A 23,424-nucleotide genomic window follows, 5' to 3' on the forward strand; every position below is an offset into this window, starting at 1 on the left:
AGAGGCGCCGAATTTGACGACACCCTCTTGATATCGTTGTAGGCATAGCGTTTCATCAATTAAATTATTAAGTTCAATACTGGCTTAAATTAATTTGTCAGTAATGATCGTGGATAACGTATGTTTATGCATACGGGTGTCAATCCCCAGTATGACCTCAACTTAAAGTCAAGCTCTTTTTTTCGTGTTCTTTTGGAATTTGATTTGAATATTTTCAAGAAAAAAGGGCGTGTAAAGATTTTTGGAGTCTTGTTCTCGGATAGACGAGTAATACGTGGGAGAGGTAACTATAACGATAAAAAAAACAGTAGTAGACTTGGACAAAACTTTTCGTCCAAGTCTACTACTGTTTGGTATGTCAGTATTCACAAAGCAAAGTCCTGAATTACACTTCAGAACGCAATAAGTTCCTAAGATTCTTTACACAAAGCTAACTTCACCTGAATAGTAAGCGATCCGTCTGTTAATGCCGCACTCACACTACCGTCCATTTGTTCCGCTAACAGCTTAACGATGGACAGTCCCAGACCGGTGCTGTTTCCCCTTGATTTATCAGCTGTATAAAAGCGGTCAAACAACTTTGAAACATCAATTACAGCATTGTTTTTTACAGGGTTGGTGAATGTCATAACCGCATTGTTATCACTAAGCAGGCTTACTTCAATAGCACCTGCGGAATGAAGAGTACAATTTCGTATCAGATTTTGAATGATTCTTATGGTCAACTCCTTATCCACACAAGCAAATACGGGAGTTGTCTCTTCAAGCTGTACAGTCAAATCATGTTCCTCAAATACGGAAACAGATTGTGCCAAACACTCTGACACCAGATTTGTGAGATTGATTCTTTCAATATGTAATACGGGCTCCGAACTTACTCGATAAGAATATTCAAAGAATTGCTCAATTAAATGTTCCAACCTAACGGCATGCTTCTGCGCAATCTGTAACTTATGATGTTGATCATCCGTAAGCATTCCTTTTTCCATAAGTTGCTGATAACCTTTGATTGCTGTAAGAGGTGTACGTAAGTCATGCGAAATGTTGGCAATAAGCTCCTTGAAGTGTTTTTCCCCGCGGATACTATCAAGTCGTCTATTCTCTTCTTCTTTTAAGTATTTGTTAATATTGATCGTTAGCCTATTCAACTGACTATTAAGATTTAGGAATTCTAAGCTAATGGGCTGCCTTTTTGGCGTGGTTAATCGTTCGCCGAGTTGGCGGTTTATATTGCGCAATTGCCTTTGAAGACAAACAAGGTACGCAATAAGTAAGACACAAATAACTCCAAAGACAATTGCCAAGATTTCCACCCACCTTTCAACTACTTAATTTCCGATCTTCTAAAAATGCTATATGTGAGCGCAAGCATGACGATTATAAATACCAGACTAACAACAATTGCCTTGATCAGTTCACCGGCTCCAGTATCAAACGTTACAAAGGTGTATTTTCCGCCAAATGGTGTAAAAGAAAAAAATCTATCAAATACTGCTGAACTGTTACTTAAGCTCGCCAACTTGCCACAAAGTATTGAAAACCCGTAATAAATTGAAATCACCAGCACCGGCTTCTTGAGCACCATAGCAAGTGGTACACATATACTCAGTTGCGCCATATATACAATCATCAGTGTAAGTGCAACTGCTACCATTTTGAATATTATCGATGCACTGAATATTATACCGGATTCTTTCGAAAGTATATTAAGAAATCCCACAGATACAGCACCCATATCGAATTTGGAACCAGTACCTAGAGCAATGCCTGTTACAATGACATAGGGAAGAAGGATGAACAGCAGTGCACAAGAGAATACCGTTGCTTTGCTAATAATAACAGTAACCCTGCTACTCCCACTTGAAATGGCATCATGAATTGTTTTATTATCGAAATCCCCGCAGATAAATACCCCTGCAATAACAGCACCGAGAATACTGATCATATTTACATCAGAGAACATAAAACCGATTCCCGTATATTCCTGAGCGATCTGACCCTGTGCCATCAAATAGGCTAAACTCGCCATTGCTATAGCACTCAACGTTGTGATTGCAAATAAAATCTTAATCGCCATTGATTTACGCAGTTTATATAAATCAGCCTGAATCAAGTTAAGCATTCCGGTCACCCCCAATAACAGAAATGAAATAGTCTTCAAGCGTATCTCCCTCAACAGAAAAATTAGTAACAAAAATTCCGTTTTCAGAGATCACCTTCGCCACTAATTCCTTGTTATCCAAATAATCGTATAGCTTAACACTCTTATCCGGCATGACCTTGTAGTTCAGCGTTTTCAGTTGCAATTCCATAACGCTCACCAGCTTTTCCGGTTGATCGCAGCTTATAAGAATATGGTGCTTGCAGTTTTCTTCAAGCTCTGCGAGGGTCAAGGATTGCTTAAGCATCCCTTGGTGGATGATGAAGTAGTCGCTCGCAACCTGATATAGCTCTGGTAGATTGTGACTGGATATGAGGATGGTGATCTGCCGTTCCTCACAGAGCTTTATCAACAGGTTACGTATCTCCACTACACCTAAAGGATCAAGTCCGTTGATCGGCTCGTCTAAAATAACTAGTTCCGGATCACCGAGCAGGGCAATGGCAATACCCAACCGCTGCTTCATACCAAGCGAAAAGTTCTTTGCCTTCTTTTTCCCTGTTTCGCTCAGCCCTACCAACGCTAGTAACTCGTTTTCAATAGTTTCGCTTGGGATGCCCCTCATAATCCTGTGAAGTGTGAGGTTCTCTCTCGCCGTCATATTTGGAGTTATGCTAGGATACTCGATCATGCAACCAAGTCGTTTTCTTTCAGCTTGTAAAGCCTTTTCACCACTTTGACCAAACAGTTCAATATTGCCATCAGTAGGAAACGAAAGCCCCGCCACAATACGCATGAGTGTTGTTTTTCCAGCGCCATTTTGCCCGATTAAACCATAAATTTTGCCAGGTTCCATAACTAGAGATACATCACGCAGCGCAAAAGTACCATGGTAGCTTTTCGTTAGGCTGTTTGTTTTCAAAACATATTCTTTCATATATACTCACCTGCCCTTTCTAGATTTAGTGTAATATCCATTGGTTTAGAAAAGGTTAAGGGGAGAAAAACAAAGGTCAAGAAACAGATAATTTATTCTTTGTATAAGCGATAACCCAATCCCCAAACGGTTTCAATATATTCTGTATCAGGACTTACTTGTTTCAACTTGTTGCGTAAATTGCTAATATGAGTTTTTATTGCGTTATCGTCACCGAGGTATTCTTCTTCCCATATGGATTCGTACAGATTCGATTTAGTAAACACCTTGCCTCTGCTTTTAATAAGCAGCTCCAATATCATATATTCCGTAGCGGTCAATTCAATTTCCACATGATTTACGGCCACTCGCTTGGCGTTATCATCCAGTGACAGATCCTTATATTGAAGACTATTGTTTACATTTACATATCCTTGCTTATGTATTCGTCGTAAATTAGATTCTACCCGAGCTACGACTTCGCCCAAATCAAAAGGTTTGGTAATATAATCGTCTGCACCTAACTTTAACAAATCTATCTTTGTACCGACCATATCCTTTGCCGAAATAATAATGACCGGAGTTTCCGAAAAAAGTCGAAGCTCTTTCAGGATTTGATCACCGCTTTTATACGGAAGCATGATATCTAGTAAAATCAAATCAAACTTTTGACTCTGAATTATGTCTATACAGTCAGTCCCAGTATAAATCGACTCTACTCTATAACCCGCATCAGTTAGCGCTTCGGCCAGCATGAAGTTAACGTCCTCGTTATCTTCAACAATTAATATAGTATCCAATATGTGATTTTCCTTTCTACCTTTATTTTGACCCTCACTCGAAAATGATTGCGAATCCGCTGTAACGGAACTCAGCGACGTTATTAGAGGTTTATTTCACTATTCTGGATTGTAACGGAACCAGCAAACGTTATTTCATCATTATTCATGCAATTAGAGCATCATAGGAAGGAATAAGGTCTTTCAGTTCCGTTAGAATTTGTTTTGACCCTCAAAACTCAATATAATCCACTGGTTCCGTTAGATTGATGTCTGAATACGTCAAACACTGATTATGAGGTTGAGCCTCAAATATGTATAAAAAGGTGCACCTTGAATTGCACCTTCCCTACTACAAACCATGCATTTTCGACTCTGCCTCTTCCCAACCCACCGTATAACCTTGGCCTTTAGCACAAAATATGGACGAGGAAATATATTCAGCATCGGCATCCTTATTGTAGCCTTTCTCATTAATGACCTCTTGTTCATTGTGGCAACGCTCATAACCGGCAAAGGTTAAGCTGAGCGAACTTTTACCTTGGGTGAAGGAGGCTAATCGGCTGTTATAATCCATAAATGTAACTACAGGTACTCTTCCTGTAAGAATCACCTTGTTCCCTTCACTGCGGGGCGCCTCAAAACTTCCATGTGCCCGCTCAATATCTGATATTACACGGCCAATATGATCCAAATCAACTTTAATTTTAAAATTGTAATAAGGCTCTAAAAGCAGGTTGTCCGCTTGTTCCAACCCCTGTCTCAAAGCTCTGTAAGTTGCTTCTCTAAAGTCCCCCCCAGTTGTATGTTTATTGTGGGCTCTTCCGTTTAATAGAGTTACGATTACATCTGTTAAAGGTGATCCCGTTAGAAGACCATGATGTTCTCTTTCGAAAATATGATGGCGAACTAGATTCTGGTTTCCGACCGACAAATCGTCAGCATGGCAGGCGTTATGAAACGACACTCCACTATTTCGCTCACCTGGACGTAATTGAAGATGCACTTCCGCATAATGGCCTAACGGTTCAAAATGACCGTACCCGATTACCTCCGTAGCAATCGTTTCTTTGTATAGAATCTCCGGCTTATCAAACAAAATATTTAAGTTAAACCGCTCCTTAACAAGCTGCTCCAACACTTCAAGCTGAATTTTCCCCATCACATGAATATGAATCTCCTGTAAACTTTCTTCCCAGGTCACATTCAAAGAAGGATCTTCGGCATTCAGAATCTTAAAATATTTTAAAGCTTCTTTCACATTAACAGAGGGTTCAAAAATGACTTTAGATTTTAAAGTAGGCACCATTTCGTAGGTAGCTCTTTCTTGTAAAGCACCTATTCCATCACCGACAGTGGTCATAGACAAACCTGTAACTGCAAAAAGTTCACCCGCCCCTACAGTGTCCACCGCCTTAAACTCACGTCCGTTATAAATACGGATGCCTGTGATTTTTTCGGTCACCGTGTTCTCAGGATCACCGTAATTCATGATATCTCTAACTTTTAACGTTCCACTTAACGCTTTAATATAAGTAATTTTTGTCCCGAGATCATCATGACGAATCCGATAGACTCTACCAGCAAACGATCCCTCGTTCGAATAATTGGTTACCGTAAGCTGATCCAACTTCTGTAGGAAATCATCTATACCCATCCCTTGAAGAGCGGAACCACATGCATAAGGGAAAATCTTGTTCTCTTGAATCAAGAGTTGCATCATGCCCAGCCATCTATCTTTACTGTAGCCTTCCTCCATATAGTGATTCAGAAGAGATTCATCGCGCTCGGCTATAAATTCGGTCAGTTCCTGATTCATCACGCCATTTTCAGACAAAGAAACCGAAATGTTACATACATCCCTTGTGAAATTCGTTTGAATATCTTGCACCACTTGCTCCACATCAGCCCCTACACGGTCAATTTTGTTAATGAAAAAGAAGCAAGGGATCTGATGTTTTTGCAGGAGCTCCCATACGATCTCAGTCTGGCCTTCGATTCCTTCCACAGCACTAATGATCATTATGGCGTAATCCATCGCCTGAATCGCCCGTTCCATCTCAGGGGAAAAATCAATATGCCCAGGAGTATCGATCAAATAATAGTTTGAATCTCCATAAGTGAACATACCTTGATCTGCAAACACGGTGATGCCACGTTGCCGCTCGATTTGATGGCTATCCAAGAACGAATCCTTGTGATCTACCCGCCCTCGCTGTTTAATACTCTTTGTATAATAAAGTAGTTGTTCCGAGAATGTTGTCTTTCCCGCATCTACATGCGCTAATATCCCTATGGTTTTGTTCATTGTTTATCCTCTCATCTATCATGCTCATATAGATTATAGAGTGTTTAACTCATTTTAAAAACCAAAACATAATCCTAAGCGCAATCCTAGCACGAAGACTGTCAAGAATGAATATGATGAACCAGAGTTTCAAAGTCCGTGAAATCGACAGTAGTGAAAAATGGGGTGTAAATGGAGATGAGAGTCGCAGATTATGTAACGAATGCCCTTTATGAAGCTGGAGGGGAAAACGTTTTTCTCGTTACAGGTGGAATGATCATGCATCTTACCGATGCTTTATATCAACATAAGGGCCAAACTTATACATGCTGTCACCACGAACAAGCAGCCGCTATGGCTGCAGAAGCCTATGGCCGATATACAGGTAACTTAGGTGTCGCCTATGTAACTGCTGGTCCTGGCGCTTTAAATACGATTACAGGTGTAGCAGGAGCTTATATTGATTCCTCACCCTCGATCATAGTAGCTGGTAATTCTAAAGTATCTTTAGCAAAGATTAAGGGTCCTCGCCAATTTCCTCTGCAAGGGTTTGATTCACTCCCTATTTTCAATCATATTACGAAGTATGCAGTTATGCTAGACGATATTTCCAAGGTGAAATATGAAGTTCAAAAGTGCATTCACATTGCTAAAAGCCCCAGGGTAGGTCCTGTTTATTTAGAAATCCCTGTAGATGTTCAAGGGGCTAGCTTCGATCCGGATCTGTATGAGGATTTCGTTCCATCTGAAACTATCCAGCACAAGCATATTTCTAATGAAGAAATTGCAACCATTATTGAAGCATTTAAAGCTTGCAAACGTCCCTGCTTGTTAATTGGAGCAGGAGTAAGAATGGCTGGGGCAACGCAAAGCTTATATGATTTTATGAAGAAAATGAACATGCCTGTGTTAACTTCTAGATTGGGAATGGATCTGATCGATCATTCAGATCCATTATTTGTTGGAAGGCCAGGAACATACGGTGATCGAGCCGCAAACTTCACGATTCAAAATTGCGATTTGTTAGTTAATGTCGGATGTAGATTAGGTATTGGCTTGATAGGTTATGATTACGAAGAATTTGCCAAAAAGGCAAAAAAAATCATTGTAGATATTGATGAGAGAGAATTATCTAAGCCATCGATTATCCCTGATATTCGTATTCAAGAGGACGCCAAGAGATTTTTTGAAGCCATGAATACAGCCTTACAAGATCATTCATTTCACTTCTCTGAATGGGTCAACCAAACTCAATCATGGAAGTTGAGATATCCCGTTGATTTGCCAGAATATAACGATGATTCACTAGGAATTAATTCATATCGATTCATGACAAGATTCTCTGAAAAGGTGAATAAAGATGCCTCCTTTGTTGTGGATACAGGATCATGCTTTCATGTTCATGCTCAAGCCTTCAAAGTGAAAATTGGACAAAGGCATATTATAACTGGCGGTCTATCTACAATGGGATACACGCCTGCAGCCGTCGGAGTTTCTGTTGCTAGGAATAACCGGGAAGTATACTGTGTGACGGGTGACGGTTCATTTCAGATGAACCTCCAAGAGCTACAAACGATTAACCACAATAAACTACCTGTGAAATTCATTTTATTTAATAACAACGGGTATCTACTCATCCGTCATACCCAAATTAATTTTATGGAAGGACGAATGATTGGGGAAAGTGCAGAATCCGGTTTGAGCTTCGCAAGTTTTGCTAAAATAGCCGATACATTTGGTTTGGGATATATAAAGATTTCGAATTTAGATGAAATGGATCAAAAAATCAATGAACTAATTGATTATAAAGGATCCATGATTTGTGAAGTTATAACTCCTCCTGAACAGTTACTAATCCCAAGGGTCGCTTCGAGAAAGTTAGAGGATGGTACGATGCAATCCATGGCATACGACGACATGTATCCCTTCTTGTCTAGAGATGAATATGCTGGCAACTGTCTCGATTAGATCCGAAACTACGACTAAAGTGTATTGGAGATTGGACGATGAATGATAACAATAAACTTAATGTAGCTATTTTAGGAAGTGGCAATATAGGTACGGACTTACTTGTAAAAGTGGGAAGATCAAACTATTTAGACTGTACTTATTTTGTAGGTAGAAATCATGATTCTCATGGTATACAAATAGCTCAAAGTTTAGGAGTAAGGACCTCTGTCGATAGTATTGATGCACTAATTAAGGATTCAGACAGTTTTGATTTAGTATTTGACGCTACATCTGCGAATGGTCATAACATACATGCTCCAATATTCAAACGAATGGGTAAAATATCCATTGATTTAACTCCTTCAAATATAGGAGAAATGTGTGTTCCCGCCGTAAATTTAGAGCCTTGTTTGAATTTTACTGAAATTAGCTTAGTTACGTGTGGAGGGCAAGCTGCCATTCCTTTGGCCTATGCAATTGGTCAAACACAAACAAAAATTCAATACATTGAAGTCGTTTCAAGTATTTCATCAATGAGTGCTGGACTAGCGACAAGAAATAATTTAGATGAGTACATTGAAACTACAGAGAAGGCAATTGGTAAATTTTCTGGATGTAACGATGTTAAGGCAATTATTAATTTAAATCCTGCAAATCCATGTATTGATATGCAAACGACGATTATGGCCATTGTGGAGCAGCCAGATCTTATGAAACTTCAAGAATTCATAGATCAAATTGTGATGGACATACAAAAGTATGTTCCAGGTTATCAATTAATCATCTCTCCTACCATCGAAAATGGAAGAATGATCGTAATGATTAAGGTGAAGGGGTATGGGGATTACCTCCCTCCGTATGCTGGAAATCTCGATATTATTAATTGTGCTGCCATCTCAGTGGCAGAGGAATTTGCAAAGAATAGATCAAACAAAGGAGGTTACCATGAATCATCTGTTAATTAGCGATCCAACCCTTAGGGATGGATCTCATGCTGTTCAACATCAACTAACAAGGGATCAGATTTTATTCTATGCCGAACACGCTGAACTTACTGGAATACCCATATTAGAAGTTGGTCATGGTAACGGCTTAGGAGCCTCCTCTTTACAGCTGGGTAAAAGCTTAGTGTCAGATACCGAACTTTTAGAACAGTGCCGGGCTAAACTTACAAATACTAAGTTAGGTATTCACGTAATACCAGGGTTTGCAACGATAAATAAAGATTTAAACAACGCTCTAGATATTGGTGTCAATGTGGTTAGGGTCGCCTCCCACTGCACAGAGGCAAATATTACAAAGCGTCATATTGAATATTCACGAAATAGGGAAAAAGAAGTATTCGGTGTATTAATGATGTCCCATATGGCGTCCCCAGCGGTATTAGTTGAAGAAGCTAAAAAAATGGAAAGCTATGGCGCACAGACAATTATAATTATGGATTCAGCCGGAGCCTCTTTACCTGTTGATGTACATGAGAAAATCACAGCTTTAGTTCATCATTTAGATATCCCTGTAGGATTTCATGCGCATAATAACTTAGGCATGGCAATTGCTAATTCAATTACTGCAGTAGAATCAGGAGCTACCTTACTTGATGGTACTTCAAGGGGATTTGGAGCGGGTGCAGGCAATGCCCAGTTGGAAGTGTTAGTTGCCGTATTGCACAAAATGGGTTATCAAACCGGAATCGATCTTTATCGATTATTAGATTTCGCGGATCAAGCTGAAAGTTTATTTTGTACCCCCCCTCACATTAGTTCAGTAAGCGTGATTAGTGGACTTACAGGGGTGTTCTCTGGCTTCGCAAAGCCTGTGGAGAGAATTGCTAAACAATACAATATTGATCCTAAAGATGTTTTCTTTGAGCTTGGAAAAAGAAAGATCATCGCTGGTCAAGAGGACCTGATCCTGGATGTTGCAATCTGGTTATCTCAACATGCAAAGTAAAATGCAAATTGCGATTCTAGGGTCTACGGGACATATTGCGAAGAACCTTATCTTTGAAATGAATAAGCATAATGAGTTTCATTTGCATCTTTTTGCACGAAAAATAGATGCTTTGAATAACTTTATCAACTTATATACTAATGATCCTGGCAATATAACCGTAAGAGGCTTAGAGGAATTTAGCAATTATAGTTATGATGTAATCATCAATTGTATTGGTATTGGTAACCCCTCTATTTTAAAAAGAGATCCCTCTATGGTATTTAGGTTAACCGAACAATTTGATAATTTGGTGCTGGATTATTTACAAAGTAATAAGAATGCACTGTATCTATATTTTAGTAGTGGTGCGGTTTACGGATCAGATTTCAGCATGCCTGTCGATCGTAATAGTTATAATAAATTAAATGTGAATCATATTTCTTCGAATGATTTCTACTCAATTTCCAAAATTTATACAGAAGCCAAACACCGTTCCTATGCTGAGTATAAAGTTGTTGATTTAAGAGTATTTGGATTCTTCAGCCAATTTTCTGACTTAACTGCCCCCTACTTCCTAAATGAATTAATCACTTGTATACAAAAGGACCAAGTATTTATCACGACCCATAGCAACATGATCAGAGATTACATTCATCCTACAGATTTGATTGCAATAATTGACAAACTTATTTTCAAACATGATCTTAATGATGTTTTTGATGTATATAGCCTCGCCCCCATTTCCAAGTTTGAAATCATTGAGTTATTCGAACAGAAATATAATCTAACTTATCACATCGAGAACTTACCGGGATCCTCTCCCACTGGCGAAAAAAACTCCTATTATTCTGTAAATAATAAATTAGCGGATATAGGGTATTACCCCACACTAAGTTCGTTAAATACAATAATGATGGCAACAGATCACATTTTAAATAATGACTAGCAAGTCGATTGTTTAATGGAGAGAATATGAAATTTCAAGAGCTGTTTTGGCAGCTCTTTATTTAATTTTCTTAACTGTCGAATTTGGCGAACTCTAACCCTGATGTTAAATTTTACATAGACTGACCACATAAAATGGACGTAACATTCTTTGAGAAGGAGAGTGAACTCGATGATAAACAAGAGTTTTGTACCATTCCCAACATTAGAGACGGATAGATTACTTCTTAGGTTAGTTGAAGATACGGATGTGGAGCAATTATATGAAGTGCTTAGTGATGCAGAAGTAGCAAAGTTTGATTATTTTCACCCGTTAACATCCATAGAACAAGCACTTAAATTTATTGCTAGATTTAAGAACGAACTAGAAGAAAATGAAGAGATCACGTGGGGAATAATTTTAAAAGAGACCAACCAATTAATCGGAACCTGCAACATGGGGAGTTTTGATGATGGAGCTAGACGGGCAGAAATCGGTTATGATATCGCTCAATCTAAGTGGGGCAAAGGTTATGCAACAGAAGCATTGGGAGCAGTTATTGAATATGGATTTACGGCTATGAATCTAAACAGGATTGAAGCTACAATAACACCTGGTAATGATGCATCTGTCAAAGTACTGAAGAAGCTTAATTTTGTACACGAGGGAATAGTTAGGGAGCGGGATTTAATCAAAGGCAAACTAGAGGACGGAATCATGATGTCCATTCTGAAGAGAGACTATGAAATAATCATATAACAATTGCATGGGTTATCCAATTTGATTCGTCATATTAGAGGAGAACATCCATAACTGATGAATGGAGCTACCCATGAAAAACGATAAAAAATCACAGAAATACACATTTATTAATATTTCACTCATCGCCGTCATTGTTCTAACATGGATTGTAGTATATGGGATTAATGGCTTACCAGGTGCATATGCCTGGTTTGCTCTTAAATTAGTATTTCCCTTTTTAGGGTTGGCAGGTATTCTATTGAATCTGATTCTACTCGTCGTTTTTATCTTTAAAAAGAAAAATATCTTGAACACACTTGTCGGTTTGCTTGTAAGTGCGATCTTTGCACTGCATCTTGTATTGACTATGAATCTCGTCCAACTTCCGTATCCGGCCCTTGTTCAAAAAGTTGAGCCTGCTATTACTGTTAACTGGCCGTTAGCTGAACCAACCGTGGTGGGCTGGGGTGGTGACTCTATCCATTCCAACTTACCTCACGTGATATGGCCGTCTGAACGATGGGCATATGACTTAGTCATGGAACCTTATAATACAGGGAGTACCCATCTCGAAGATTATGGCATCTGGAATGAAGAAGTCCTTTCCCCCGTTTTCGGAACCGTCATTGCAGCTTACGACGACGAAGCTGATATTATGCCAGGATCGGAAGATGTACTTTCCATGGAAGGGAATCATGTTTACCTGCAAATGGAGAGGACGGGGACCTATCTATTACTCAATCATCTAAAGAAAGATAGCGTTACGGTTAAGGTTGGAGATGATGTGCAACCGGGAGATGTACTCGGTCGAGTCGGAAACAGCGGCTCTACTTCGGAACCTCATTTACACATTCATCATCAACGGCAAAATCCAATTCAAACCCTCCATCCCATTTTAGCCGAAGGTCTTCCTCTTTATTTTCAAGACACGGATGCGGATCCCATGCCACAAAAAGGGACCGTAGTGACTCGGGAGCTGACAAAATAATGAAAAAGGTCATAGGATTAACGGGTATTATTACAACACCGTTAAATCCTATGACCTTTTATTAAGCATACGCTTGTGAATTTTACTTTTCCTGATATTGCACTACAGTACCACAAAACTCACAATTCGTTGATTGTGTCGGATATACAGTCGTCTTGGAACCACATCCTGGGCAGTCAACAGACACGGGATCTTTAGGAGCTACCGCACCTGCAGTAAAACCACCCTGACCACCAAAGAACGAATTAAATACTTCATTAAATTGCTGACCATCTACATCTGAAGAAGAAGAGGTCGTTGAAGAAGTAGTAGTAAATACCGTTTGGGTTGATCCGTTTGAAGTCTTTACAGTTTTGGTATCTCCATGTTTCAGTTGCTCCTGCACGAAGTCATTTACCGATGCTGCATCAAACGGATTAAAGGATGTACCTGAATCTGACTGGGTAGACTGCCAGGATAGATTCTGTGCAGAACGTTGGGTTGCCGCCTTTTTGGAACTTTCTAATAGCTTGATACTTCCAATCAGCAATAAACCACCCGGAATAAATAATATGAAGATTAAGAAAATAAATGTGCTTAAGGAAAACTCCGATAACAGCACTAGTGTCATGATTAAAAACATGAGTAAGAAAAATGCAGAGAACATCATCATCAATATAGCAATTACTTTTTTCAATCGATAAACCTCCTGAATTTTACTTCCTATTTCGCTAGTAGCACCTGTTCATTACGATGGGCAAGACGACGTGTGAGATCATGGAGATGATGAACGATCATTTTGAATGAATGTTCTTGATTACCAGAAGCCATACCCGTAACCTTTTCTTCTAATAGATAGATGTGATTTATCAGTTCATGATCCATATGTAAGATGGACCTTGGTATAACCGGGTCACTATAGTGAACCTTCTCAATCAACGCCGCAATGATGGACTCCATCTCTTTGACCTGTGGATCTTTCATAGATTTAATCATCAGTTGTACTTCTTTCAAAGCGGATTCAATCTCATGCAAATTTACAAGCTGTGACCTCGTATCTTCTTCATGATCCATAGTAGATTTTAGATATAGCAGGATCAGTCCGCTAGCGATGATTGTACAAGCAAGGGTTATAGAATGAATCAATATATATCCTGACAAAGCAAGATCGGAAAATCCAGTAAAGAATGAATAAACGAACACTACTATCAAATAGGACAAGATTACAACACCTAAACCCAGATAACCAGGTAAATTACGCTTAACACGATCTAGATTAGGGAACAAATAACTGGCATATAGCCACAAAAGCGTTTCAGCTAAAAGTACAGCCGAGAGAGAAATCCAGAATGATCCCAAAGAATTACTGTTATCTAAAAGCGTCATAAAAACAATCCATGTAGAGACCAATCCCACTAAGTATAAGACCAATGTAATCCTTGTCCCATACCGATTTATTGTCATTGAGCGTTACCCCCATCTAGCAGGTTACACCCACATTCCAGGCAAAACTTCTGATTTGGTTTCACTTCATGCTGACAACTCCTGCATTTTAGAACGAGGTTTTCACCGCAATTCCCACAAAATTTAGTTTCATTCGATACTAGCTGACTGCATTTCGGACACCGTCTAGGCAAAGTTTCTTTGCAATTGACACATTCCAGGCTATCCTCTGTATTATCTGCACCGCATTTCGGACAAGCGCAATATTTATCACCACAACCCGCACAGAATTTCGAGCCTTCGAGTAGAGGTAATCCACAAATATTACACTTAGCAACCGTATCCTTTGTTGCTTGCTTAGTTAATTCAGCTAACGGTTTACCACAACTACTGCAAAATGTGGATTCTTTAAGATTTGCATGCTGACAACTTGAACAAATATCAAATTGTGACTTGTCCCCTGTATTAATTACTTTTGACATTTGAGACATTTCATTGCCTAAAGGAGCTCCGACTCCATATCCCATTCCCATTCCAATACCCGCCCCCATAAGGCCGGACTGCATGCTTCCTTCATTCTTCGCTGCACCTTCCAAAGTATCGAATGTGCGCTCTTGCTGATATGTATAACCGATAATATCCATTTCCGCTCTACGTGCCAAAGCATCTCTTAACCGTATGACGGAAGGATCATCTTCAGGAAGATTCACATTTTGAATATACAAATTTAGTACTTGAATGCCGTATTCCGCTAGTACGGGAGCAATAATGGACTCGAAATGAGTGGACATTTCTCCGATAAAGGCATTAATCTCTAATACACTAATTCTCTTCTGAACCAGATACGATGTAAGCATCGAGTTAATATTCATAATAAGTAAGCCGCGGAAGTAATTCACTAAATTCGCTTGATTGAACTCATGCATTGTCCCTACTAACTTAAGCAAAAACTTGCGTGAATCTTCAATGCGAATACCAAACTGACCAAAAGCTCTCACTGGCACGATGATATTATATTTTGGGTCTTGTAATTGAATCGGGTTAGCGGTTCCCCACTTCACATCGAGCGAACTCACTTTGTTGACATACCAAACTTCAGCCGCAAACGGAGATTCTCCTCCAAACGGTAAATTGATAATGTTGTTCAATATCGGGATGTTAGCTGTGCTTAACGTATGACGTCCAGCGCCATATAAATCAAGTGCTTTACCATCTTTGAAGAGAATCGCCTCTTGGGACTGATTCACAATCAGTTGGGTCCATGTCCCTAATTCTGCTTCAGGATGTTTCCATGCGAATACATCCGGGGATCCTTCATATTTGATTACATCAATAAGTGCCATTTCTAATTCCCCACTTTTAAGAATAATTTATCGAAAGAGGTCGGAACCTGTTCCGTAATTGCCAATCCTGTAAGTCTTTATTCTACATTTGTTAGGTAAATCCTGCCTCTAGCATCTTTCTAGACACCATTTTCAACCAACTATATCGATATCTATTCCCATTAAAAAACAAAAAGGAAGTGCATTATAAGCCACTTCCCCCCTGTTATAACTATACATAATGAGTATCTAGCCCATGAAACACCCTATTCGCTATGGGCTATTTCAACCCCATTACTTCAAAGCCGTAAATTCTTGCTGCCGTGTCTCCACCTTGCGTAGGTTTTGCAATAACGAGGCGCACATAACGAGCTGAAGTCAACTCGATTGCATGTTTACTTACGCCTTTCGTATTATCATTGACACTTACCGCATCGATCCATTTCTCTCCGTCACTACTATACTGAATTTTAAATTCACGGGTATTAAACGCCGCTGGTTCGCCGCCCGTTTCTGCATGTTTAATTATAAATTCGCTAATTTTGTGCTCAGTACTAAGATCAACCGTCAATGTATGCGGAGCGTCGCCCACCGCGCACCACTTCGTCTTGCCATCAGTGTCAAGTGCAAACTTCGGACCTTCGTTCTCATTTACAAAGCTGGAAGCACTCGCCGTCTTGCCAAGAGCCAAGTTAACGATACCGTTTGCCGCTTCTTTTGTTACGGTAATCAATTTCTTCTTCAACACATTTTCACCAACACTATTTTTGGCTGTTAACGTAATTTCGTAATTGCCTTCTTCTCCATAAGTAACTTTCGGATTACGCTCCGTGCTGGACGACGGCTCACCACCTGGAAAGCTCCAGTTCCATTGTTCCGTTACCTCGGAAGATAGATCCGTCAATTGAACCGTGTCGCCGGGAGCTATTAAGGTTTGTTCCGCTTCAAAAGCCGCGATCGGTTGCGGATACTTTGGCCAATTGAAGCTTACAGCAGCTCCTTTGCCTTGTTGATAATGCCGACTCACTGGAATTACTACCATTTTCGTAGATAATTCTTTGTCCAATCGCTTCATTTCAGGTACATAATACACGTTATTACCTGTCGTCCCTATCAGATTATATTTACCATCCGGTTGGACACGATAGACCTGATAATATAACACATCAGAATGATCTTCGGGCTCATTCCATGTTAAACGGGCGTCCCCATAAATCCCGTCACGGAACTCATTCTCCGTTACCGTCAACGCTGTCACAGCCTTCACCTTTTTGGCGTTAGCTTGATCCATCGTACTTGTTACAGATAACAGTCCGATATGGGCAACATAATCCGCTTTCGCCTTCGTCGCCTCAAACTTCAACGATATTCCTACGATCTTACGTCCTTTATATTGATCTAATGGAACACTTCCTTGTCTCCAGACCCCATCCTCTCCTACTTTTTCCCACTTCTTCGGTTCAAAAAATACATATTGGTCAGGCGCATCAGAAAAAGCGGCACCTATCTTTACTTTACCCGCATCGGAGTTAGCCTGATAAATAACAGACAATTCTGTTGTTGCTTCTACTGGCATATTTGCTTTGTACAGCTTTAGATGGGTTGAGGAGTCCTTCTTTAGAACACCTTCCACCTTCAATGAGCTGCCACCATAGTATGCTTTACTAAAATCAAAGCTTGGTTTAAGGCTTCCACTTCCTACGGTTTCCGTAATCCAGCGCCAAGTTGGCAATATATCCTGCAAGCTACGGTTGCTCCAGTCCGTATCGCGCATAACTTTGCCATTAACGGCGTACATATGGCCATTGCCTGTATTAAAGTGAGTTATAAACTCGGAGCCTGTCAGTACGGTCTTGTCTACAATATCATGCGCAATTCCTCTCCATGAAAGGGGATCTGCACCTTCCGGCAGGTCTGTTTGCTCTGGGTTTTTATTATTTCCAACCCAAAATATTTGTTCTTTCTCCATATATTCTTCATTATTCTTGGAGCTATTGAATGCCCAATCCGGCCGATAGATTCCGAGTGATGTTGTCGCCGCTTTACCATCCGGGAATAACAGTGGCCAGTTATAACTGCCTTCATATCCTTCAGCTTCTACATCGATACCAGCATATAAGTCATACGGGCTGCGGCCTAACTCTTTCGCTTTCGCAGGTGAATTCAAATAAGGTGTAATGTAATCATACTTTCCGTTCTTCTCGTCCTTGTACTGCCAACGAAAATCGATAAACAAGTTATCTGAGACGCGCTGTTCCTTGTCTTGAAAAAACATTTTGTTCTTATCAGTTAATGAGCCCTGCCACTTGACTGGACCTTCGTCAACCATCGAGTCATACCAAATAATTTCCATCTCTGGACCTTTTATTTGTTGCAAATACTTGAGAAACTTCTCCATGTTCTGGGCATCCTGCGGCGTTCCCCCTTGAGTCTCCTGATTAATGAACCAGCCGTCGAATCCATAGTAGTTCGCTACCTCGATGAGTTTATCCCCTACTGGAAATGAACCGTCCTCACGCTGTGCCAGTAAGTCATGCATCCAATCGATTTTACCGCCATGCTCGGTTTGCGGCAAGAAAACGGTTCCATAAACCGGGACGCCGTTTTTATGAGCAGCATCGATAACGTCTGCACTTGGCGGCACAATCAATCCCTCACCAGCCGAACCTCCCCACATCACTAGTTTATCGATATATTGCCAGTAACTAAACGTATACGTATGAAACTGTTCCGACCCTTGAGAAGGCGCTCCGCTCGTACTTGAATACATAGAAGACAAAGCAATCACTTTCGGCTCCACTTTGGCATGCTCATTCACCTTGGCTCCGGTCACACGTCCCTCCTGCAGTTTTACTGATCCTCGGTTATATATGGCATCAGGATCTTTGTCCGGAGACCACTTTAGAAGAGTGTTCGGGTACCAATAGGATGAATGCGGCTGAGCAGCTTCTACCTGATCTGCAAATGCGAATAGCGATACAGCCAACAGCGTTGAACCTGCCAGCAGCGCGCACTTTTTCTTCCACTGGCTTCTTGAGAAATAGTTTGGTTTAATTTTCTTCATAAATACCCTCCTCGTATCCGCTTATTACATATCTATTGTCCCAAGTAAGCGCTTCCTTGCACAAGTTGAAAAATACTAGATCATGATGGATAAACTAAAGATATACACACAAAAGGAATAGGCTCTGTTCAGCCTACTCCTACTCTCATTGTAATTTCCTAATAAAAATCTCATCAATTATAAAGCTAAATGCCGGGTTTGGGTGCCATTTGCGAAACAAATTGAGTTAAATCACTCAGATACTTGTCATCAGAAAGTTTTCTAGGAAAGAAAATAGCTGTCAGATAAGTGCGCCATGTAGAAGTAGCTATATCCTTTTTTAGCATGGAATGATCTGCATCAGGCAAAATGAATACGGATAAATGATCAGATTGTACATTTTGTCGATACACAAGCTCCGTATTGTTAACATCTACATTAATATCCTGACCACCTAAGACGAGATGAACGGGTGAATTAAAATATTTAAGTTCCTCTGTAGTATCAGATTGATAATTCTTTTTAATAAAACTCCATCTTTCTTCTGAAATCAAACGATCTTGATGAGCCATTTTGAGATATTCGTCATAGGAAGATTGTGAATTCAATAAGTCTAAAACTTGATTATCATATTGTTCTACTTCTTCTATCTCTTCTTTAGTGTATCCTTCCCTTTCCAAACTTTTGCTTGTATTGTATTTTCCCTGGGAGATCCAATTTATAGCAGGTGAGACAAGAATATTGAAGGCGATTTCTCTCTCCTCTTTGACAACCTTCGGAATGACCCAACCCGCTTGGCTTGCCCCCCATAGACCGATTCTTGTATCGTCAATCATAGGTAGAGATTTGGCCCAGTTTATCGCCTGAATAACTTCCTCGGCACGATCGTCCATACTTTGGTCTAGCCAATTCCCTTCAGAACCATGAATTCCTGGCTTACTCCAAGATAATGATGCATACCCAACGGAGGCGAACTTCTCCCACAAAGGCTTATATCCACCATCATAAGTATCATTAATCTCACCATCTCCATGAACAAATACCACAAGACCTATTTCCCCAGCATAATCTGTTGGTAATGCTAACGTACCCTTTAAAACACCATTCGGAGTTTGAATTTCTATTTTCTGTTCAATCATTTTAAAAGTATTTTGCTGTATGAATAGGAATCCAAGAGTAACAAACACAACAATCGTTGCAGCTATTATATATTTAGAACGTTTTTTCAATTGCCTCACCCCCAGCATTTTTGCTTCTCCACGTCATTAAGTGCCAAAGGGGCTCTTGAAAGAAAAGATGTCTTTTAAAATTATACTTTGATTTCTCGATATGGAATCCAGCCTTTTCATATAAATGAATCGCATTGTTATTCTTACCTGACACAAACAGAGTCAATTTCTCAAATTCAGGATGCTGCTGGACGAAATCTTTAGCCCAAGTTAGTACAAGTTTGCCCATCCCTTGATTGCGATACATTGAATGAATGGCAATGTGTTCGATGTAACATTCCTGCTCTTGAGGTTTGTACTCTAGCATACCCATTCCGATTAGAAATTTACAAACAGTGATGAAGCCGAATTGTTTAAAAAGAGCCCTAGAATTGTAATTAGTTGATATCTTCGGGGGTGAACTTTCATCTTTCCATTTCAAAAAAATCGTACCTACCAGTTCCCCATCTTCCTTCACTACCATTTGTTTCTCTGATACGCATTCTGATTCATTCAACCAAATCTTGCTGAGTAATTTGATAATATCCTCATCATCTAATTGGACCAGTGAATGAAACTTTCCTTGAAATGACTTCACTAACAGGCGGCAAATACTTTCATAATCCTCTCTTTGATATGGGACGATGACTATATTTCTCATATTCATACCTCACTGATTTTTACTTGTATTTCATAGATAAGGTTATGATTATCAAACATGGATAGGTACGATCTTTCAATCAATACAATTGGCCCTAAAGAAGCGTACTGCTTTTCCGTTTGAGCCTCATGTAGCTTGTTTATTTCTTCTAAAATATCGTTTTCTTCTGTTACAAGGAACCTTTTAGTGAGGTATTTCCCTTTTTCCAAACGCATGTCTGTTGATTCATTAGATTCAAAACACAGGGTAATTTTATCGTCCGCATATAAATAATGTAGATCAGATTCAAATAAGTTAGTTAAGTGCCCTCTTTTTTCATACAGATTTCTCGCATTGATTTGTTCTTCTTCACTAAATTCAATCCACTTGTTCATAAATCGAGTTTCCACGTATTTAACTTCGTAATTTTCTTTGGGCGTGTTTTGCGTTTCATTGTGTTCTTTAAGTGTCCTCTGAATAAATTGCTTCAGTTGAATTAATTGATCAATTTCAGCTTCAATATCTCTTAGTGATATTTCTAAAAGGTGACGATAATCCTCGGTGGAATATGACATAACGGACTCTTTAATTTGTTGAACAGGTATATTAAGTTTGCGGAGCAGCAGAACATGAGACAATTGATAAATTTCAGGAATGCCATACATTCGGTATTGATTCGTGTCCGTATATGCAGGGTAAAGGACTCCCTTTTCTTCAAAATAACGAATTTGATGAACCGATACATTCATGAGCTTGGAAAGCTCACTAATGGTTATATACTCTTTCATTACAAAACTCCAATCCATTGGTTTATACGCTAACTATAAACCCTAGGTCTGACCTAATGTAAACAGAAATTTATTGTATATTCAAAAAAAAAGATAGTCTTCAAAAGACCATCTCTTCTTATATCTTATTATTATTCCTTCTCGTCAAAAACAAGCTTCGATAACGGAACCCCCATGAACTCGGCATACCGTTCAGCAGCCATAATCACCGTCTCTTCTCGCTCACCAAGATGCTCAAACGGAATAACGGAAACCTCAACCCCTTTTTTCTTAATCGTTCGTTTCCACGTACCGATAACCTTACCTCCAGCGACAAGGGTTGGTTGGAACACTCCATTATTGCCTGGGACTATCAAGGGAGCATATTCAGGCGCAAGCACTGCACTGCGGTCTTTATAACCAAGGATATATTCATCAAATCCCGGAAGCAGTTGAACACCTGAATCTTCGGATATTTGAACAGTTGCATCTTGGGACATCCAGTACTGACTTCCATCTATATGTTCGGAATGAAGCTTGCGTTTAACTTCCTCATGACCTATTCTAGCATCTGTAAGTGTTATTCCTGCCCACCAAGCGAAATCTTGAATCGTTGCAGGTCCATGTGCCGTAAAATACCGCAACGCAAGCTCAGCTATAGATTCTTCTAAAGACAACTCTCGTGTTTTCGGAACCCACTCGTCTAGCAAAACAAAAGTTTGCTGTTTACCATTCTTAGGACCAAAACAAATCAAACCCTCATACGATAAACTCCATAATATTGCATAGCCACGTTGGTCCGTTGTTGTGATACCATCCTTCTCTAATAATTGCAGCAACTCAGCTCGAGTCACCTGTTGATGTCCATTCAATGCTCCATATATGATTTCTCTGCAACGCGCAAGAGTTCTATCATCCACTTCCAACTGTACCAACCTTTTCTTCCCCAGCCCCAGAACACGCGAGGCCGAAAGCTGAACCAACCATTTCACATCTGCCGGGGGGACAAAATGAATCGTACCTCGCAGCGCCCAAGTCAGAACAATTTTCCGCTCAGCTATGGCATACTCAATATCCGCTAAAGTAGTAGAAAGTGTACGTAAACCGATCGCCCAGACAGCCTGCATGTAATCCTGCGCTTGCATCGCAACCAGTTCTTTAACTACCTGTTCAGGATTCACGAGCTTCGAACCAATAATACGCTGATTACCTAAGCGACGATTAGCAATAACGTTGTTCATCACAGTTCATCTCCAGTACTATAGGTTGGCTCACTCAGATAACGGTCATCCATGAGCAGCCTCAACTCCTCTTCCATCCACATCTTGCTATGCGAAAGTTTCTTAAGGTCGATAGTTAACATCTGCACCTGTTGTCGCAGCACGCTAGATTCATCTGTTCCATTAAAATAACGGCTCATAAAATGAAGAAACACATCAACTATACGCAGAGTTATAAGCACGGGGATCGCAGCAATTTCTTCCGGTAATAACTGTATCTTTCTACCAAAAGCACTGCAAAATTGCCGTACGGATTCCCTTTCTTCTTCATGCCCGAGGAATCCCGAGATGATAACAGCCGGTTCCATCGCCCTTATATCCCATGTACAAAATTCAAAGTCGAGCAGTGCAGTTACTTTACCAACATCTTTCGAGTCTACCAGTAGGTTTGATTCATTAAGGTCACCATGAACAAGTTGCTTCGGAAGTTTCGCCAGACCTGATAGAGAAGTGCAAATGTCCTCGTAAGTCTCTCCTAAAGTATGTAGATTCTGGCGGAGATCAATGAACGCTTCCGGTGGATTTTCGCAAAAGTTTAAGACTACCTCTCGGTCGCAATTTGGATACGACTGCTGCAATTCATAATACGGCCGATAAGCTGGAGTTCCCGCTGGATTGATCTTGGCAAGTGCAGTTGATAATTCCCCTGCAGCTTCACCGAATGAATAGATCATCATGGAACTACTCTCCACCGGAGACTTCCCTTCTATATATTCGAACAGACAAGCATATTTACCACTGCCATCTTCCACCTTTACAATCGTCTCTCCCATAAGTGTTCTAACCAGTGCAGGAACTTTAACGTTCAGCTTTGCCTCTTGTAAAGATTCTAATACCGCATGCTCAAACTCAACTTTATCTCGATCCTGATGGGTATCATAAATACGAAGCACACAGCTTCGGGTTTTATTCTTGATAAAATACGTTGTATTGTTCCATCCACTAGCTCCCTTTTGTATCGTGCCACTCCACATAGGCCAATAACGTTCTATCATGCCTTCAATCATTCCCTCATCCCTTTCAACAACATATTCCATAAAATCAAGCTTTCCATCCATATATATACTTTCTTCTACTATAGCCGCAAGTCTTTTGCATATAAAGCTAAGTTAGAGACAAATTT

At 40.0% G+C, this 23,424-nt stretch carries 20 protein-coding genes; 6 read left to right on the plus strand and 14 right to left on the minus strand.

Annotated elements, in window-relative coordinates; translation table 11 throughout:
* Positions 1–410: 410 nt before the first annotated feature.
* From NST85_RS17495 to NST85_RS17515, 5 genes are all read right to left on the minus strand, one after another.
* Positions 411–1,313, minus strand: coding sequence for a sensor histidine kinase (locus NST85_RS17495; RefSeq protein ID WP_127190674.1), 903 nt, complete (start codon positions 1,311–1,313; stop codon positions 411–413).
* Positions 1,314–1,324: 11 nt separating this feature from the next.
* Positions 1,325–2,122, minus strand: coding sequence for an ABC transporter permease (locus NST85_RS17500; protein WP_127190675.1), 798 nt, complete (start codon positions 2,120–2,122; stop codon positions 1,325–1,327).
* A complete protein-coding gene (locus tag NST85_RS17505) occupies positions 2,115–3,038 on the minus strand; it encodes an ATP-binding cassette domain-containing protein (RefSeq protein WP_127190676.1) in 924 nt (307 codons plus the stop codon). The genes NST85_RS17500 and NST85_RS17505 overlap by 8 nt, the downstream gene beginning before the upstream one ends.
* A gap of 92 nt (positions 3,039–3,130) precedes the next feature.
* On the minus strand, positions 3,131–3,817 hold the full coding sequence (locus tag NST85_RS17510; protein ID WP_127190677.1) for a response regulator transcription factor: 687 nt from the start codon (positions 3,815–3,817) through the stop codon (positions 3,131–3,133).
* 331 nt (positions 3,818–4,148) lie between these two features.
* Positions 4,149–6,104 carry a GTP-binding protein gene (locus NST85_RS17515; RefSeq protein WP_127190678.1) on the minus strand — a complete coding sequence of 652 codons (1,956 nt, stop codon included), beginning with the start codon at positions 6,102–6,104 and terminating at the stop codon, positions 4,149–4,151.
* 177 nt (positions 6,105–6,281) lie between these two features.
* Between NST85_RS17515 and NST85_RS17520 the strand changes: the two genes are divergently transcribed.
* The 6 genes from NST85_RS17520 (at position 6,282) to NST85_RS17545 (ending at position 12,619) form a co-directional block, all read left to right on the plus strand.
* Positions 6,282–8,051, plus strand: coding sequence for a thiamine pyrophosphate-binding protein (locus NST85_RS17520; protein WP_341189956.1), 1,770 nt, complete (start codon positions 6,282–6,284; stop codon positions 8,049–8,051).
* A 38-nt stretch (positions 8,052–8,089) separates the two neighbouring features.
* Positions 8,090–8,998 (plus strand): acetaldehyde dehydrogenase (acetylating), encoded by a 909-nt coding sequence (locus tag NST85_RS17525; RefSeq protein WP_341189957.1) that lies wholly within the window; start codon positions 8,090–8,092, stop codon positions 8,996–8,998.
* The gene (dmpG, locus tag NST85_RS17530) at positions 8,979–9,983 is read left to right on the plus strand and encodes a 4-hydroxy-2-oxovalerate aldolase (protein WP_341189958.1); all 1,005 of its coding nucleotides are present in this window, start codon (positions 8,979–8,981) and stop codon (positions 9,981–9,983) included. Before NST85_RS17525 ends, dmpG begins: the two co-directional genes overlap by 20 nt.
* Positions 9,973–10,911, plus strand: a complete 939-nt coding sequence (locus NST85_RS17535) for an NAD-dependent epimerase/dehydratase family protein (protein WP_341189959.1) — start codon at positions 9,973–9,975, stop codon at positions 10,909–10,911. The genes dmpG and NST85_RS17535 overlap by 11 nt, the downstream gene beginning before the upstream one ends.
* Positions 10,912–11,082: 171 nt before the next feature.
* A complete protein-coding gene (locus NST85_RS17540; RefSeq protein WP_341189960.1) occupies positions 11,083–11,649 on the plus strand; it encodes a GNAT family N-acetyltransferase in 567 nt (188 codons plus the stop codon).
* A gap of 73 nt (positions 11,650–11,722) precedes the next feature.
* A complete protein-coding gene (locus NST85_RS17545) occupies positions 11,723–12,619 on the plus strand; it encodes a M23 family metallopeptidase (RefSeq protein WP_341189961.1) in 897 nt (298 codons plus the stop codon).
* Positions 12,620–12,701: 82 nt separating this feature from the next.
* Here the strand turns inward: NST85_RS17545 and NST85_RS17550 are convergent, their stop codons facing one another.
* From NST85_RS17550 to NST85_RS17590, 9 genes are all read right to left on the minus strand, one after another.
* Entirely contained in the window at positions 12,702–13,295 is a 594-nt protein-coding gene (locus tag NST85_RS17550; RefSeq protein WP_341189962.1) for a TFIIB-type zinc ribbon-containing protein, read from the minus strand.
* A gap of 26 nt (positions 13,296–13,321) precedes the next feature.
* Complete coding sequence (locus tag NST85_RS17555) at positions 13,322–14,062, minus strand: hypothetical protein (protein ID WP_307395527.1); 741 nt, start codon at positions 14,060–14,062, stop codon at positions 13,322–13,324.
* A complete protein-coding gene (locus tag NST85_RS17560; protein ID WP_341189963.1) occupies positions 14,059–15,384 on the minus strand; it encodes an SPFH domain-containing protein in 1,326 nt (441 codons plus the stop codon). The genes NST85_RS17555 and NST85_RS17560 overlap by 4 nt, the downstream gene beginning before the upstream one ends.
* Positions 15,385–15,643: 259 nt before the next feature.
* The gene (locus NST85_RS17565) at positions 15,644–18,427 is read right to left on the minus strand and encodes an endo-beta-N-acetylglucosaminidase (protein WP_341189964.1); all 2,784 of its coding nucleotides are present in this window, start codon (positions 18,425–18,427) and stop codon (positions 15,644–15,646) included.
* 185 nt (positions 18,428–18,612) lie between these two features.
* Positions 18,613–19,635, minus strand: a complete 1,023-nt coding sequence (locus tag NST85_RS17570) for an alpha/beta hydrolase family protein (RefSeq protein WP_341189965.1) — start codon at positions 19,633–19,635, stop codon at positions 18,613–18,615.
* Positions 19,619–20,275: a GNAT family N-acetyltransferase gene (locus NST85_RS17575; protein WP_341189966.1), complete on the minus strand. Its 657-nt coding sequence runs from the start codon at positions 20,273–20,275 to the stop codon at positions 19,619–19,621. The genes NST85_RS17570 and NST85_RS17575 overlap by 17 nt, the downstream gene beginning before the upstream one ends.
* Positions 20,276–20,277: 2 nt before the next feature.
* Positions 20,278–21,042: a MerR family transcriptional regulator gene (locus NST85_RS17580; protein WP_341189967.1), complete on the minus strand. Its 765-nt coding sequence runs from the start codon at positions 21,040–21,042 to the stop codon at positions 20,278–20,280.
* Between the two features lie 131 nt (positions 21,043–21,173).
* The gene (locus tag NST85_RS17585) at positions 21,174–22,262 is read right to left on the minus strand and encodes a winged helix DNA-binding domain-containing protein (RefSeq protein ID WP_341189968.1); all 1,089 of its coding nucleotides are present in this window, start codon (positions 22,260–22,262) and stop codon (positions 21,174–21,176) included.
* The gene (locus NST85_RS17590; RefSeq protein ID WP_341189969.1) at positions 22,262–23,359 is read right to left on the minus strand and encodes a phosphotransferase; all 1,098 of its coding nucleotides are present in this window, start codon (positions 23,357–23,359) and stop codon (positions 22,262–22,264) included. Before NST85_RS17590 ends, NST85_RS17585 begins: the two co-directional genes overlap by 1 nt.
* Positions 23,360–23,424: the final 65 nt, after the last annotated feature.

It is taken from the genome of Paenibacillus sp. FSL K6-2524 (assembly GCF_038005525.1).
In the GTDB taxonomy this organism is placed as follows: Bacteria; Bacillota; Bacilli; order Paenibacillales; family Paenibacillaceae; genus Fontibacillus; species Fontibacillus anaericanus.